This window comes from Temperatibacter marinus (assembly GCF_031598375.1).
GTDB classification, from domain to species: Bacteria; Pseudomonadota; Alphaproteobacteria; order Sphingomonadales; family Kordiimonadaceae; genus Temperatibacter; species Temperatibacter marinus.
Map to the genome: position 1 here is coordinate 2851236 of NZ_CP123872.1, position 15063 is coordinate 2866298.

Here is a 15063-nt window from a genome sequence, read left to right on the forward strand (position 1 = left end):
GATAAATATCCCTCATCTGCAATTCTATAGGTGCAGCCAATCTTTGCATTTCTGTTTAGCTTCTTTAATTTCAGTGCCCTTCATTATTTTTGACACATCGTGAAGATCAACTTTCGCGCGTTTAAGCCCGCGTCGTGCCGCTAGATTAAAAAACTTGTAGGCCTCGATATTATTCTTTTCAACACCCTGCCCGGCAGAGTAAAGTAACCCTAGATCATACAAAGCTGTTTTTTGACCTTGCCTCGCTGCAGAGAGCCTTTCAAAAACGAAAGCCTCTAATTCCTTGTCTACACACCCCATGAATGATCCCTTCCCTCATAGAAAATCACGGTTAAACTTAAGTATACTCAGAACAAGAAATTTAACCATAATACCAATTTCTTAAAAAAATATTATCATTTTCCTTGTCTTACTATAAAAATGAATATTACTCTAAGATTGAGTATTGGGAAATATAGGTAGCAGACATTAGGGCACCTTTATGAAAGAACGTATTTTATTGGTGGAAGACACCAAGTTTTTTGGCGAATTTATTTGTAGAAATATTACCCAAAAAATGAATTATGAAGTTGACTGGGCAAAGTCTATGGAAGAAGCCATGACTTTTATTGCTCAGCATCAATCAAATTATATTATCGCACTTCTAGATCTTGGCCTTCCTGACGCCCCTAACGGGGAAATTGTGCCATATTGTATAGAAAATAATATCCCGTCCATCGTTTTCACAGGCAGTTATGACACAGACAAGCGCCGTTTGATGCTGTCACATGGTATCATTGATTATGTGATGAAGGACAGTGCGATTAGTCTAGACTATGTAGTTAAACTGGTCGATAGACTTACAAGAAATACACATATTACTGCCCTTATTGCCGGTAGTGATCGTTCTATGCAACGTGCTGTGGCTGACAGTCTAGAATTAATGCAAATGCAGTGTGTTGTTGTGGATTCTGTCGAAGAAGGAAAAAGATGGGTCGAAAACAAAGAAAATCTTGGGCTTATTGTTTTGATGGATGAAATGAAAGACGGAGATGGTTTTGAGCTTTTAAAGGAGATCCGTCTAAGCCCAAAAAATAAATATATTCCAGTTTTAACACTACAATCAGAAGTGAATAGAATTGGAAACAGAAATATCAAATACGGGGCCAATGATTACATTGATTTTCCTTTTCGCCATACGGACTTTTTTACACGGGTCAATACAATCATGCAAATGCAAGATCAACTTAAGCAGCTGGACTATATGGCGCAGCATGATTTCTTAACTGGCCTTTACAACAGAAGAGCCTTTTTCGAACGGGCCAAAGGACTGTTCGCTCAGGCAAGAAGAAAACAGATCACCGTTAAAATTGCCGCCTTTGATATTGATCACTTTAAATCAGTGAATGATACTTATGGACATGATGTTGGGGATAGAGCCATCAAAGCCCTTTCAGATTGTCTTCTAGAGAATTCGAGGGAAACCGATTTAATTGCCCGATTTGGCGGTGAAGAATTCTGTGCGCTCTATACCGATATGGATGATGGCTATATGGTTTCCTATTTTGAGGAGTTGCGTAAAAAAGTTTCTGAACTTGAGCTTGAAATTGAAGGTGAAGAATTCCCTCTTAAATTTACAATCTCAATTGGGGTAAACACTCATTTCATTGAAGACATCAGTGAAATGATCAACCATGCAGACAATGCCCTTTATGCATCCAAGGAAAATGGCCGCAATCAAGTCACTTATCATTCAGAAGACCCATAAGAGAGATTAACCAAAAAGGCCCTTTGAAAGTTTTACGTTTCAAAGGGCAAGGGAATGTGTATTAGCTTTATACTTTTGATTGTTTTTGCACTTTAGACCTCATCTTAATCTAAAATCTCATAAACGATCAGCCCTGCTAATACACCTGCGAGGATTTCTTCAGCAAAATCATCATCATGGTAATGAGCGTGATGATTGTGCGGGGCGACACCGTATGGGTGATAGTGATACCCATTCTGGATGAAACCATGGTCACAGTGGTGATAGCTGCCTGAAATTGGGTACCCATACCAATAGCTTCCTAAGTGAAAGACAACCCGCGGTGTATGAATGCGTCTTCCGGCATAATAGTGACTTTTCTTATGCCAATATTTATAGCGCGGAAAGCTTGTATAGTAATGCCTTGGGTGCCCATAATGACGGTCATAGTACCGCGACTGCCATCCAATTGAAAACTCATAGGCTCTGCGATCATATCTCCAATCTTTATGGCGTGCTATCCGTCGCTTACGATCCGCATGATTCTCAAGACGGTTGCTTTTATTTTTCAACTTCTTTGATTTGCTGTAAGCACGATCTGCACGGTTTTCAAAAACGTCAGCCTTCTCGTTCATTCTCCGAGCATCCAAAGTCAGAGTTTTAATTCTTCTATTGTAATAGTCTTTTTGAGCTCCCGAGCTATTTTGTCTTAACTGCTTCAGCCTTTTCACTTCACGGCGCTTGTTTTGAGCCGCCTTATCTAATCTGTTTGCCTGACGATCAAGCTTTTTACTATCTTTGCGAAAATCTCTCGCCCGATCATCGATATGGTCAGCTCTTTTATCATACTGTTTCGCTTCTTTCCTTAACTCTCTTGGAGATTTTCTGCGGTCAACTCTCTTATCTTTTTTAGAGTCTGCACGGTGAACGACTCTTTTATTTGCTTGTCTGGCTGGTCTATTTTCTACACGTGAAGAGCGCTTGTTTTTATTAGCTTTCTTTTTTCTGGCTTTCTTTTCTTTTTTCGCCCTTTTCTCTTTTTTGGCCTTTCTCTCATCTTTAACGATGATACTCGTGCCTAGGGGCTCAATAGATGTGTGGGGCTCAAAAGCCTGAACAGATACTGCACTTGTCTGGATGAAAAGGGCACCGAGGATCAGAGCTGTCGTATTATTATTTATTCTTGTCATTTTTACCTCCTTTTCTGAGTATGCCTTCACACTAACTGAAGGGCACTGAATAGTTTCTGAATAACCTCATTCAGTCATTGTTCATGTAACTGCCTCAATTTGAACAAAGCTTAAAACAACTTCGTGAGCGAAACACTTCCGAAAAAATCACCCTTCCTCTGATTAACGAATTCACGGCTTCTAAACACATGCGTATAGGAAAGCCGCCAGCTCTCTGTGAAACCGACAAATCCAATAGAGAACTCTCCGACGAACCGTTTTTTATCAATACGGTGGCTCTCACTGAACACGTTACCATCAAGAAAGGCATTTCTTGCGACTGCTCTCCCCTCAATGCCAATGAATGTATAAAAATCCATCCCTTTTCCTGAAAAGATATCAGACCCTGGCTGGCTGGGCTGAATTCTGTTGGGACTCATCATTTCCCTCTCCAGTCCTGTGCCGATTCTGAGAGTACCGCCAACACTCACGTGCGTATAGACAGTGCCTAAGGCCAAAGTGCCGTGGGGCGTGATGTCCATGCCAACGCCGATCTCTCCGGACTTTTTTGCGAGCAACGGCATATTCACTGCCCGCGTGTATATGACTGTTAGGGCGGGTTCATTGCTCAGTTGATTATCCCACCCCTCAGGTTCCCGTGTATCGATAAGAGTATGCCAAGTTGTCTGGACTTGTTTAGCGCCAGAAAGCGGGCCAATCACGCCGACATCAAGTTCTAGACTTTCTAAATGGCGTCCTTTCTGGCGGGTGATATTACTACCAAAGTATAAATATCCCGCATAGGGGCGATCATTGACAAGAAGATGGCTTTTGGTAATGTCGGTGGGGGTATAGATATTCTGACCAAGAAAAGCCTGATAGGTTACATGCACCTTTCGATTAGAATCATCGTCAGCCTCTCCAATCATATGTAAGTCTTTAAGGAGAGAGTGAAAAGGAAGGTCTGTGCGATCTCGGATGGTGAGTCCCAATCTAACTCCCTGTGTATAATCCTTGTCCCCATCAAAATCTGAAGCTTCTGAATCGCTTTTTCTAAGTCCAAAGAACTGACTAAATACATCGTTCTCAAGCTGAATTGACCATGCACGTTTAGAGTCGTCCGCATAAACTTCAGGGGTAGATAAAACAGTTAGCACACAAACAAAATAGGCTAATTTTATTTTCATAGGTCACCATCATCAGAGTTTTTTAATATTTATCCCTTATAGACATATGCTGAAGCGAGAATAAGGCAGGTCCATTAAAGTTATTTAAACTTTTAGGCAAATATAGTCAAAAATCACCTAAAAGTGCTATTAATAGCTTATCACGAGAGAAAATATAGGTTTCGAGTAATGAATGTTTGGAAATGTACAAGTAAAACATGTGAGAATGAATATATAGAGTGGAATGAAAAGTCCACAGATGATGATCGGCAATGTCCTGTCTGTTGGGCGTCAGCAGAAAAGCAGCATACTATTGCTAAACCTCATGACCTTGATAGTGCTACCATGATGATAAAAGTTGTTAATGCGCTTGAGTTCCCCAATAAAAAAGGGAGCTCATAAGGCTCCCTTTTAAAATTGTTTTTAGCTCTCACCTTTACCCATCTAGTTTAGGCTTTAAGATTTTATTCACAACGCCAGGATTTGCTGATCCGCCTGTTGCCTTCATCACTTGACCAACAAAGAAGCCAATAAGCTTGGTCTTACCAGCACGATATTGCTCAACCTGTCCAGGGTTTGCAGCGATCAAATCATCGATGACTTTTTCAAGTTCACCTGTATCAGAAACTTGCTTCAAGCCTTTTTCATCTACAATTTGAGCAGCACCCTTGCCTGTCTCAAACATATCAGCAAAAACTTCCTTTGCCACACGGCCAGAGATAACATCTTCAGCAACAAGTTTTAGAAGTTCCGCTCCCATCGTAGGAGAGACAGGGCTATTTCCAATTGGTTTACCGGCTTTATTCAACGCCCCAAACAAATCCCCTGTTACCCAATTAGAAGCTTTTTTAGCATCTGATCCAGCCCCCATAGCTTCAAGAAGAGCTTCAAAATAGTCAGCATTTTCTTTTTCTGCCACAAGAACAGACGCGTTATAATCACTCAGACCAAGTTCAGAAACAAAACGATCATGCTTGGCATCTGGTAATTCAGGAAGACTTGCCCGAGCTGCTTCAACAAAAGCATCATCAAATTCTAGTGGCAGCAAGTCTGGATCCGGGAAGTACCGGTAATCATGAGCATCTTCTTTTGAACGAAGGGAGCGTGTGATCCCTTTCACTGGATCAAACTGACGTGTTTCCTGATCAATTGAACCACCATCCTCGATAATATCGACCTGACGTCGTGCTTCGACTTCAATAGCTTGACGAATGAAGCGGACCGAGTTCATGTTTTTAATCTCACAACGCGTGCCCCACTCTTCTCCCGGTCGATTGACAGATACATTCACATCCGCACGCATAGAGCCTTGCTCCATGTTACCGTCACAGGCATCAATATAACGGAAGATTGTCCGAAGCTTTGTGATATAAGCAGCAGCTTCATCAGGGCTGCGCATGTGAGGCATAGAGACACACTCCATCAATGCAACACCTGTTCGGTTTAAATCAACATAGGTATATTCTGGATGTTGATCATGCATAGACTTCCCAGCATCTTGCTCTAGATGTATGCGCTCAATCCCAATGTCCTTTGTCTTTCCATCCCCCAGATCAATCCGAACAACACCCTCACCAACGATGGGGTGGGTAAACTGAGAAATTTGGTACCCTTGCGGCAGATCTGCATAGAAATAATTCTTTCGATCGAACTTACTATATTTATTGATCTGCGCGCCAATTGCTAGGCCAGCGCGAACTGCTTGGCGCACACATTCTTCATTTATGGTTGGCAACATGCCAGGCATCGCAGCATCAACAAGTGACACGTTTGAATTAGGTTCTGCACCAAATTCTGTAGAGGCACCTGAAAAAAGCTTAGCATTTGAGATGACCTGAGCGTGAACCTCTAGACCAATTACAACTTCAAAATCGCCTGTTGCGCCCTGAATTAAATATGTCATTGTCTTATCTCCACCACTCTGAAGGCTGATGCGTGAAGGCAGCAGCCATCTCTAATACATGAGAAACTTTTAACACGGTTTCTTCATCCCATGCTTTTCCAAGAATTTGAAGCCCAAGCGGCAACCCATCTTTGTCTAGTCCTGCAGGCACAGACGATCCTGGGATACCTGCAAGCGATGCAGGGACTGTAAAGACATCATTCAAATACATGGCAAGAGGATCATCAGACTTTGCCCCAAACTCGAAGGCTGCTGAAGGCGCCGTTGGAGTTAGAATGACATCGCATTTTTCAAAGGCCTCTTTGAAATCCCGACTAATTAGTTGGCGAACTCGCTGCGCTTTCAAATAATAAGCATCATAATAGCCAGCTGAAAGGACATAGGTTCCAATCATAATCCGGCGCTGCACTTCCTCACCGAAGCCTGCAGCCCTCGTTTCCTCATACATAGGAATAAGGCCATCGCCGTCTACAGTCTCTCTGAGGCCATACCTAACCCCGTCATAACGGGCAAGATTGGACGATGCTTCTGCTGGGGCAACAATATAATATGTGGGCAATGCATATTTAGTATGCGGCAATGAAATCTCAACGATCTCAGCACCCGCTTCTTTCATCCACTGGATGCCCTTATCCCAAATATCAAGAATTTCTTGTGGCGTACCCTCTAGACGATATTCTGCAGGGATCCCTACTTTCAATCCTTTAATATCGCCTGTAAGTGCCGCTTCAAAATTAGGCACATCAAGTTTTGCAGACGTGCTGTCTTTAGGATCAAATCCAGAGATGCTCTCTAGCATGATAGCGCCGTCGCGTACATCCCTAGTAATAACACCTGCCTGATCCAAAGAGCTCGCAAAAGCAACCATACCAAACCTTGAGCACCTGCCGTACGTAGGCTTGATACCAAAGGTTCCAGTGAAGGCAGCAGGTTGACGAATTGATCCGCCTGTATCAGAAGCCGTCGCGCCCATGGCCGCAAAACCAGCAACTGCGGACACAGAACCACCAGAAGATCCGCCAGGTACTGTATCTTTTTCACCCGCAGCCGTCTTGAGGCGCCATGGATTTAATACATTGCCGTAAAAAGATGTCTCATTTGAAGAGCCCATGGCGAACTCATCCATATTGAGTTTTCCAAGCATTACAGCTCCATCATCCCACAGATTTTGTGTGACTGTACTTTCATATTCAGGCTTAAAGCCATCGAGAATTTTAGAACAAGCCTGTGTATGCACCCCTTTGGTTGCAAACAAATCTTTAATCCCAACTGGGATGCCTGTCATTCCTTTTTGATTGCCTGCTTTGATCTGAGCATCCGCAGATTTTGCTTGAGTGCGCGCAATCTCTGATGTGCTCTCGATATAGGCGTTCAGTGGTTTAGAGGCTTCAACTGCAGAAATATGAGCTTCTGTTAGTTCGACAGAAGACAACTCACCTTTACCAAGAAGGTCCCGGGCTTCTGCGATTTTTAATTTATTTAAATCAGTCATTGGATCCCTTCCCTACTCAATCACTTTAGGGACTGCAAAAAAACCATATTCAGCTTTTGGTGCATTTTTCAAAACAGATTCTTGCTTATCACCATCCGTGATAACATCTGTTCGCCATTTCAATTTAGTATCAACGACAGAAGCCATTGGCTCGATACCGTCTGTATCAACCTCTTCGAGTTGTTCTATCCAACCCAAGATATTATTCAATTCACCCGCAAGAGCGGCTTGCTTTTCTTCATCAATTTTTATCCGCGATAAACGCGCAATCTTGGCAACCGTTGCCTTGTCGATCTCTGACATGGAAAATCCTTACTATTTTATAGGTGAGGAAGGTCATAATGCTGCGGTGCAAACTCACCGCACTCAAGGGCGGACATTAACGGCAAGCGCCGCTGAATTCAAGGGGTAATTGTCATAAGGGCGCAAACTAATGAAAATGATTTTCGAATTGTTTAATTTTTTTCACTTACCGCCCTATTGCTCTTATTGGGTGTTTTAATTATACCTATAAGTGTCAAGCTAAGAAAGAGACGCTCTGCAATCCTCCCACTTGATTGATTGCCTCCCGCTTCTTAGCAAAGCTGAGGAATGACGTGTAATAACGCAGTTGCATTGGACCTCAGCGAAGTCTGGTTTTTTTCGCTCATTTTCCAGACGCGTTTAATTTGGCCTAGGGTTTAGGGGCGTTGAGGAGGAGTTCATGTGAAAGGAGCAAGAGGCTTTTGCTACGTGTAATGACAGCGGTATCCCATACACTACAGTAGTGATCTCTAATCCATCCTATGAATTTAGTCACCTGCCCTACGGTCAAATTAAACATATTCTATTATTTCCCCTTTATGGGGAATTTTCATTGTAAAAATAATCGATGAGTATTGTAAAAAAAAATGGATGCCTATTGTAAAAAAATAGCGGTATATGGACCGCGATTAGCCTGAGACATCAATATTACGATGCTAGATCCGTTTTTAACGCAAGTCTGGCCTTTACATCTGGCCATTCCCTATTCAAAATTGAATAGACATACGTATCCCTGTAAGATCCATCAGCTAGCTTCTGGTGCTGGCGAAGTATTCCATCATGCTTTGCCCCTAATCTCATGATCGCGGTTTGCGATCTTTCATTAGAGTGATGCGTTTTAAACTCAACAGCAATGGCGCCTAACTGTTCAAATGCATGAGAAAGCAGCAGTAACTTACACTGCGAATTCACGGCGGTTCTTTGGTATGACTTAGAATACCATGTATAGCCGATTTCAACCCGTTTATTCAGCGAATCTGCATGACAAAAGCGACTACATCCGATGATCTGTCCCGTTTCTTGCAGCCCCACAACAAAGGCGAGCGCTTCCCCCTTTTCTTTATCTCTAAGAGCTTTATCAATATAGGCATCAATCGTCTCAGCGCTAGGCACGGATGTGAACCATAACTTCCAAAGTTCGCCGTCCGAAGCTGCTTCAATCAGAGCTTCACGGTCCCCCCACTCCAACGGCCGTAGATAAATCATTCCTGTATTTAACGTTACATCAGTCAGCCATGTTTCATTCATCACTCAACTCATTCTATTCTAATTTATAAAGCCCACAAGGTAGAAAGTGTATCCATAGAGGTCTAGAAAGTCTATGGTATGAAAATAGTAAAATTTCATCTGTTGTTGAATTTTAGCTTTACAGGCTAGCGCAATCATCAGTACAACACTGCACAATACGCGATCCAAAGGGAAGGGAGAAACCTCATGGGTGAAGAAACTCAAAAATCAAAAATGAAGCCCGCAGGCTGTTTTCTTCTCATTATTGTTGCTGTGCTTATTGTTATGTTTGCTGCACGCATCTGGTGGGAACAAGACCCTATGGGTCCCATGCGCCTTGCTTTTGGTATTAAAACCAAGATCAAAGACGAGGCCTCAGCCCATACCCCTGAGTATCATAAGGATTCAGCATGGTTAGTAAAACCAGCCCTTATTCACCCCACCGCATCATTCAGAGTTGATGGGGCAGAAGGCCGCTCTCCTGAGGCCTCTGTTGATGTTTTTTATATTCATCCGACCAGTGGCTTTGCAAATGATCGCTGGAATGCCGCCTATGACGATGCAAAAGCGACTGCCCGTTCTAACAGTTTGGCTATCAAATCCCATCTGACGGCCTTTAACCAAGAAGCCAGATTGTTTGCCCCCAAATACCGCCAAGCTAACTTTGGGGCTTTCTTTGATACATCTGGACAAAATCTTCAGGCCTTTATGTTGGCTTATAGTGATGTAGTCAAAGCCTTTGATTATTACATCACCAATCTGAATGAGGGGCGGCCATTCTTCATCGCAGCCCACAGTCAAGGGTCAATGCATGCCATCCCTCTTCTAATGCAACGCCTGAAAGGTACAGATGCTGGCAAGAGAATGATCGCGGCCTACCTTGTGGGCTGGCCTGTCAGCGTTGAGGCGGATATTCCCGCCTTAGGTTTTAATGCCTGTGAACGCGCAGAAGACACAAATTGCATTATAAGCTGGCAAACTTTTGGAATGGACGGCAATGCAGATATGTTGACTGCTTATATGAAAAGCACCCCAGGCTTCACTGGAAAACCCCGCGCAGGCACAAGTATGCTATGCACAAACCCACTAACTTGGACCGTTGGTGGTACAGCATCCTCAAACGATCATAAGGGCGCCATTGATATGTACGTGGATACAACACCAATACCAGCAGTCTCCAAAGATCGATTTGGGGCACAGTGCGATAAAAACGGTGCCCTCTTCCTTGATCGACAATTAAAAGGAAATGTTTGGGAGCAATATCAAATGTCTGGCCTCAACATGCATGCCTATGATTATAATCTTTTCTACATGAACTTGATTGACAACATCGAACAGCGTAAAAAGGCATGGTTTCTTCGCACTCAAACACAAAGTGACTAATATTTATGGCCGACGTTATTTATCCAATACCAGAGTTTAAATCTGCTGTAGGCGACTATAAGCGCATATTAGGATTGGATATTGGCAGTAAAACCATTGGCCTTGCCCTGTCTGACACCATGCAAATGGTAGCGAGCCCAATGGAAACGATCAGACGAACAAAATTTTCAAAGGATGTTGAACGACTCAGTGAAATCGTTCAACAAGAAAATGTCGGCGGTTTTATCCTAGGCTGGCCGGTCAACATGGATGGTTCAGAAGGCCCGCGCTGTCAATCAACCATGGCCTTCAGTAAAAACCTCTTTGATAAGATCCCTCTGCCCCAAGCCCTATGGGACGAACGTCTCTCAACAGCTGCTGTAGAACGTACACTTATCGAAGCAGATCGCAGCCGCGCTCGCCGTGCAGAACTTGTGGATAAGCTAGCCGCCAGTTATATTCTGCAAGGGGCGCTGCATGCCCTTTAAAAGTAAGGTTACAGGGCGCTGCCCTAAATTACTGTTTACAAAGAACAAGTTTCACCATATAAGGCCCCTTTAATGAGCAAAGACATTAAAAATTCTGAGCCGCAATCAGGCGCCTACATGCGCGCGGAAGTTCCTCCGCCCTCAGGTAGTTATTTTCCGCATTCCCATCTTTTAGGCATCTGGGATCTTGATCCGATCGAGATTAAATATCTTTTAGATCGCGCTGATGCCTACGCAGATCAAAATAGATCGTCTCAGAAAAAAACTGATAAGCTTGCTGGTCGTACCCAGATAAATCTGTTTTTTGAAAACTCAACGCGGACGCTCATGAGCTTTGAAATGGCTGGCAAACGTCTTGGCCTGGATACAATTTCTATGTCCACGAGTAACAGCAGCATCAAAAAGGGAGAAACCCTGCTTGATACTGCGGCGACATTGAATGCAATGCACCCCGATGCCCTTGTAGTGCGCCATGCAGATAGCGGCGCTGTAAGGCTTCTCTCTAGAGAAATGAATTGCCCAGTCCTCAATGCGGGCGATGGGCGTGCCGAGCATCCGACACAAGCTCTTCTGGATGCCCTGACAATCCGAAGACGCAAAGGACATATCCATGGTCTAACAGTCGCCATCTCAGGGGATGTGACCCATAGCCGCGTTGCACGGTCAAATATCTATCTTCTCAATGCGATGGGCGCAAAAGTACGTTTGGTCGCGCCGCCAACGTTAATTCCTACAGACGCAGAAAGTTTAGGCGTTGAAGTCTATCATACCATGGAGGACGGCCTAAAAGGCGCAGATGTGGTCATAATGTTACGCCTCCAACAAGAGCGTATGCAAGGCGCCTTTCTCCCAAGCCTCAGAGAATATTATAAATATTGGGGTTTGACCCGTGAAAAATTACAAGTCGCCAGTGATGATGTGCTAGTGATGCATCCGGGACCTATGAATCGGGGTGTGGAAATCGCTTCGGACATTGCTGATGATCTCGAAAAATCAGCGATCCGAGAGCAAGTGGAAATGGGTGTGGCCGTTCGTATGGCTTGTTTAGATATACTCATCTCTGGGCGTGAAGACCCCGAAGCCCACCTGTATAAGGGAGAAGGTACATGACCCTTACAGCCTATGTGAATGCTCGCCTCATCGATCCGAAATCAAAAATGGACATACCAGGAAGTCTCTTGATCAACGGGTCACTTATAGCCGCGCTTGGGGAGAATATTGATATTCCAGAAAGTGCCGAAATCATTGATTGTAAAGGTAAAGTTCTTTCGCCTGGCTTTATTGATATGCGCGCTTTTAGTGTCGATTGGGAAGCCGCAGCTGCTGGAGGAATCACAACAGTGATCTTACAGCCTGATCAAACCACACTGATCGACAATGATGCAGCTGTAGAACGGATCAGAGCGCGAGCAAAAGAAAGAGCCACGGTCAATGTCATCCCCATGGGTACTGCTACGAAAGCCATGGACGGTCAAGAGATTACAGAGATCGGGCAAATGTTAGAGAGCGGCGCTGTGGCTTTTACAGATTGTCGCAAACCTGTAGAAGATGCTCAAATTCTTAAAAGACTAATGGAATATGCGAGCTATTATGATGCACTGATTGTTCAGTTTGCAGAAGAGCAGTCCTTAAAAGCAGATGGGATCGCTCATGACGGCGGGATTGCATCGCGTCTTGGACTGACGGGTATCCCTTCAATTGCGGAACAAATACAAATTGAGCGGGATGCGCGTCTTGCGGAACATACCAATAGCCGTTTGCATGTTGCTCTTGTTTCCTCACGAGAAGGCGTTGAAGCCGTAAGAGAGGCGAAGGCGCGCGGGGTCAAGATCACATGCTCTATAGCCCCACACTATCTTCATTTGAATGAACATGCACTTGAAGGCTATCCTACTTTTGCAAAAGTCAGCCCACCATTTAGAACTGAAGAAGATCGCCTTGCACTCCTTGCTGCTCTTGCTGATGGGACTGTGGATACAATTGTCTCAGATCATGACCCAAAAAACCCCGATTTAAAGCGCCTGCCCTTTGGCCAAGCAGCAAGCGGTGTTAGCGGATATGAAACTCTGCTCCCTCTTTCGCTTAAGCCTGTCCAGGAAGGGACAATGTCGCTGTTAGACTTGATTGCTAAGCTTACAAGTGGCCCTGCATCGCTCTTAAAACTGGATTCTGGCCATCTTTCTATCGGTGCTCAAGCGGATCTGACAATTTTTGATCCAGAGCAGCCTTGGATTATCAAGCGAAACCAGCTTAAGGCGTCTGCCACCAATACACCGTTTGACACGCTGCCTGTAAACGGTAAAGTGTGGAAAACAATTGTTGCTGGACACGAGATCTACTCAGCATAAGGGAAAACTTTATGGCATTCGATTTGGTTATGGGGCTGACAGCCCTCTTTGGGTATCTCTTGGGATCGATACCTTTTGGCCTCCTTTTGACAAAGGTTGCAGGTCTAGGAGACATTCGTGCCATTGGTTCTGGTAACATTGGTGCAACTAATGTGCTGAGGACTGGAAGAAAAGACCTCGCTCTCTTAACGCTTCTACTCGATAGCGGTAAAGGCGCCATCGCTGTCCTTGTAACCTTTCTTTATATTCAGCCTGACTATGCAGCCTTAGCTGGTGCCGCTGCTTTTCTCGGCCATTGCTTCCCGCTTTATCTGAATTTCAAAGGCGGCAAAGGGGTTGCCACTTTCTTTGGAACTTTACTGGCTATTGACCCTCTCGTAGGGGGAATCGGCATCTTAACTTGGCTGATCTCAGCAGCGCTCTTTAGAATATCATCCCTTGCTGCTCTCATGGCTGCACTTGTGCCGCCTGTCTATTGTGCTGTTGTTGGGGCACAAGATATTTTGCCCTATATTATTGTTATGACAGTTCTTATTTTTCTAAGACATAGGGAAAACATCAAGCGAATTATCGGGGGCACAGAACCCAAAATCGGTAAAAAATAACATTCAAATACATCTTATAATTGACAATTACTACCCAGTAAGGAACAATTGTTTTCTTTAAAGGTACTGAGTATGTCATCAAAAAAAAACTTCTCTAACGAAGAGAAACTAGCCCGTCATCAGCTCATCAGAACACCCTCTGTAGGCCCTATTACATTTAAACACTTACTGGCAACTTATGGTACTGCTCTTCAGGCTTTGCTCCATCTCCCAGATCTTGCCGCAAAGGGAAGAAGAAAAACACCGCTTAGAGTGGCTAAGGCAGAACCAATCATAAAAGAACTCAGGGCCTTAAAGGCATTGAACGGCATGTGCCTTCACCTGGGAGAAGCATCTTACCCAAATTTGCTTAGTCATATTGATGATGCTCCACCTATTCTCTACCTACGTGGTCATCGTCATTTACTTGATGCTCCTTCTCTCGGGATTGTTGGCGCAAGAAATGCCAGTGCGACAAGTTTGAGGTTGACCCAGGCCATAGCTACTGAAATGTCCGAGGCTGGATATGTGATTACAAGTGGGATGGCCCGAGGCATTGATAGTATGGCTCACAAGGCCAGCATAAAAGGAGGTACCATTGCATGCATCGCCGGCGGGCTAGATATCATCTACCCCAAAGAAAATGCAGCTCTGTATGAAGAAATATCTAAATCGGGTCTCTTAGTGACAGAAATTCCTTTAGGCATCAGCCCTCAAGCCAGGCATTTCCCCAGAAGGAACAGAATTATCTCAGGTCTTTCTCTAGGCGTTCTTGTGATTGAAGCAGCCCAAAAATCTGGTTCATTAATTACGGCCAAATGCGCATTAGAGCAAAATCGTGAAGTATTTTCAGTCCCGGGGTCTCCTGCAGATCCAAGAGCACGCGGTACAAATCAACTCATCAAAGACGGCGCAGTTCTCGTTCAATCTTCCGTAGATATCCTTAATGAAATCAAAGGATTAAATGATTTTTCTTTACACGAATCTGAGCAAGGCATGCCCCCATTTGAAGCCCTAGAGACAGATATTTCCATCTCTGATCAGGACAGAAGAAACATCTCAGCCCTGCTCTCTCCAAGTCCTATTTCGATAGATGAGATTATTCGTATTTCAGGCTACCCAGCAAGTCTTGTTTTGGCGATCATTTTGGAATTAGAATTAGCAAATCGGGCAATCCGATATCCAGGCAATCAGGTCTCTTCCCTCGCTAACTAAGCCCCCTTCTTCATGAATTATTCTCAGTAAATTGCATAAATCCATTGATTTTAGCCTCGTTAAAGACTAGGTGAAAAAGA

The 15063-nt window shown here is 44.0% G+C and carries 15 protein-coding genes; 8 read left to right on the plus strand and 7 right to left on the minus strand.

The genetic code is table 11. The features are described 5' to 3' along the window. Nucleotides 1-24 precede the first annotated feature (24 nt). Nucleotides 25-300, minus strand: coding sequence for an SEL1-like repeat protein (locus QGN29_RS12925; protein WP_310798284.1), 276 nt, complete (start codon nt 298-300; stop codon nt 25-27). 181 nt (nt 301-481) lie between these two features. Between QGN29_RS12925 and QGN29_RS12930 the strand changes: the two genes are divergently transcribed. After that, nucleotides 482-1747, plus strand: a complete 1266-nt coding sequence (locus QGN29_RS12930) for a diguanylate cyclase (protein WP_310798285.1) — start codon at nt 482-484, stop codon at nt 1745-1747. A gap of 104 nt (nt 1748-1851) precedes the next feature. On the opposite strand, the gene QGN29_RS12935 is transcribed toward QGN29_RS12930, so the two are convergent. Continuing rightward, nucleotides 1852-2916, minus strand: a complete 1065-nt coding sequence (locus tag QGN29_RS12935) for a hypothetical protein (RefSeq protein ID WP_310798286.1) — start codon at nt 2914-2916, stop codon at nt 1852-1854. A gap of 110 nt (nt 2917-3026) precedes the next feature. Continuing rightward, on the minus strand, nt 3027-4082 hold the full coding sequence (locus QGN29_RS12940) for a lipid A deacylase LpxR family protein (RefSeq protein WP_310798287.1): 1056 nt from the start codon (nt 4080-4082) through the stop codon (nt 3027-3029). A 168-nt stretch (nt 4083-4250) separates the two neighbouring features. Here QGN29_RS12940 and QGN29_RS12945 point away from each other — a divergent pair, with 168 nt between their 5' ends. Next, nucleotides 4251-4463 (plus strand): hypothetical protein, encoded by a 213-nt coding sequence (locus QGN29_RS12945; protein ID WP_310798288.1) that lies wholly within the window; start codon nt 4251-4253, stop codon nt 4461-4463. A 34-nt stretch (nt 4464-4497) separates the two neighbouring features. Here QGN29_RS12945 and gatB read toward each other — a convergent pair whose 3' ends face one another. From gatB to QGN29_RS12965, 4 genes are all read right to left on the minus strand, one after another. Then, on the minus strand, nt 4498-5964 hold the full coding sequence (gene gatB, locus QGN29_RS12950; RefSeq protein WP_310798289.1) for an Asp-tRNA(Asn)/Glu-tRNA(Gln) amidotransferase subunit GatB: 1467 nt from the start codon (nt 5962-5964) through the stop codon (nt 4498-4500). 4 nt (nt 5965-5968) lie between these two features. Beyond that, nucleotides 5969-7456: an Asp-tRNA(Asn)/Glu-tRNA(Gln) amidotransferase subunit GatA gene (gene gatA, locus QGN29_RS12955; RefSeq protein WP_310798290.1), complete on the minus strand. Its 1488-nt coding sequence runs from the start codon at nt 7454-7456 to the stop codon at nt 5969-5971. A gap of 12 nt (nt 7457-7468) precedes the next feature. After that, nucleotides 7469-7759: an Asp-tRNA(Asn)/Glu-tRNA(Gln) amidotransferase subunit GatC gene (gene gatC / locus QGN29_RS12960; protein WP_310798291.1), complete on the minus strand. Its 291-nt coding sequence runs from the start codon at nt 7757-7759 to the stop codon at nt 7469-7471. A gap of 648 nt (nt 7760-8407) precedes the next feature. Beyond that, nucleotides 8408-9010: a GNAT family N-acetyltransferase gene (locus QGN29_RS12965; protein ID WP_375164608.1), complete on the minus strand. Its 603-nt coding sequence runs from the start codon at nt 9008-9010 to the stop codon at nt 8408-8410. Nucleotides 9011-9193: 183 nt separating this feature from the next. Between QGN29_RS12965 and QGN29_RS12970 the strand changes: the two genes are divergently transcribed. The 6 genes from QGN29_RS12970 to dprA all read left to right on the plus strand — a co-directional run bounded on the left by QGN29_RS12970 (nt 9194) and on the right by dprA (nt 14983). Then, a complete protein-coding gene (locus QGN29_RS12970) occupies nt 9194-10369 on the plus strand; it encodes a DUF3089 domain-containing protein (protein WP_310798293.1) in 1176 nt (391 codons plus the stop codon). A gap of 5 nt (nt 10370-10374) precedes the next feature. Next, on the plus strand, nt 10375-10836 hold the full coding sequence (gene ruvX / locus QGN29_RS12975; protein ID WP_310798294.1) for a Holliday junction resolvase RuvX: 462 nt from the start codon (nt 10375-10377) through the stop codon (nt 10834-10836). 117 nt (nt 10837-10953) lie between these two features. Further along, nucleotides 10954-11946 (plus strand): aspartate carbamoyltransferase catalytic subunit, encoded by a 993-nt coding sequence (locus QGN29_RS12980; protein WP_375164712.1) that lies wholly within the window; start codon nt 10954-10956, stop codon nt 11944-11946. Then, on the plus strand, nt 11943-13184 hold the full coding sequence (locus QGN29_RS12985; protein WP_310798296.1) for a dihydroorotase: 1242 nt from the start codon (nt 11943-11945) through the stop codon (nt 13182-13184). The genes QGN29_RS12980 and QGN29_RS12985 overlap by 4 nt, the downstream gene beginning before the upstream one ends. A gap of 11 nt (nt 13185-13195) precedes the next feature. Beyond that, nucleotides 13196-13789: a glycerol-3-phosphate 1-O-acyltransferase PlsY gene (gene plsY / locus QGN29_RS12990; RefSeq protein ID WP_310798297.1), complete on the plus strand. Its 594-nt coding sequence runs from the start codon at nt 13196-13198 to the stop codon at nt 13787-13789. Nucleotides 13790-13861: 72 nt separating this feature from the next. After that, a complete protein-coding gene (gene dprA / locus QGN29_RS12995; protein WP_310798298.1) occupies nt 13862-14983 on the plus strand; it encodes a DNA-processing protein DprA in 1122 nt (373 codons plus the stop codon). Nucleotides 14984-15063 lie beyond the last annotated feature (80 nt).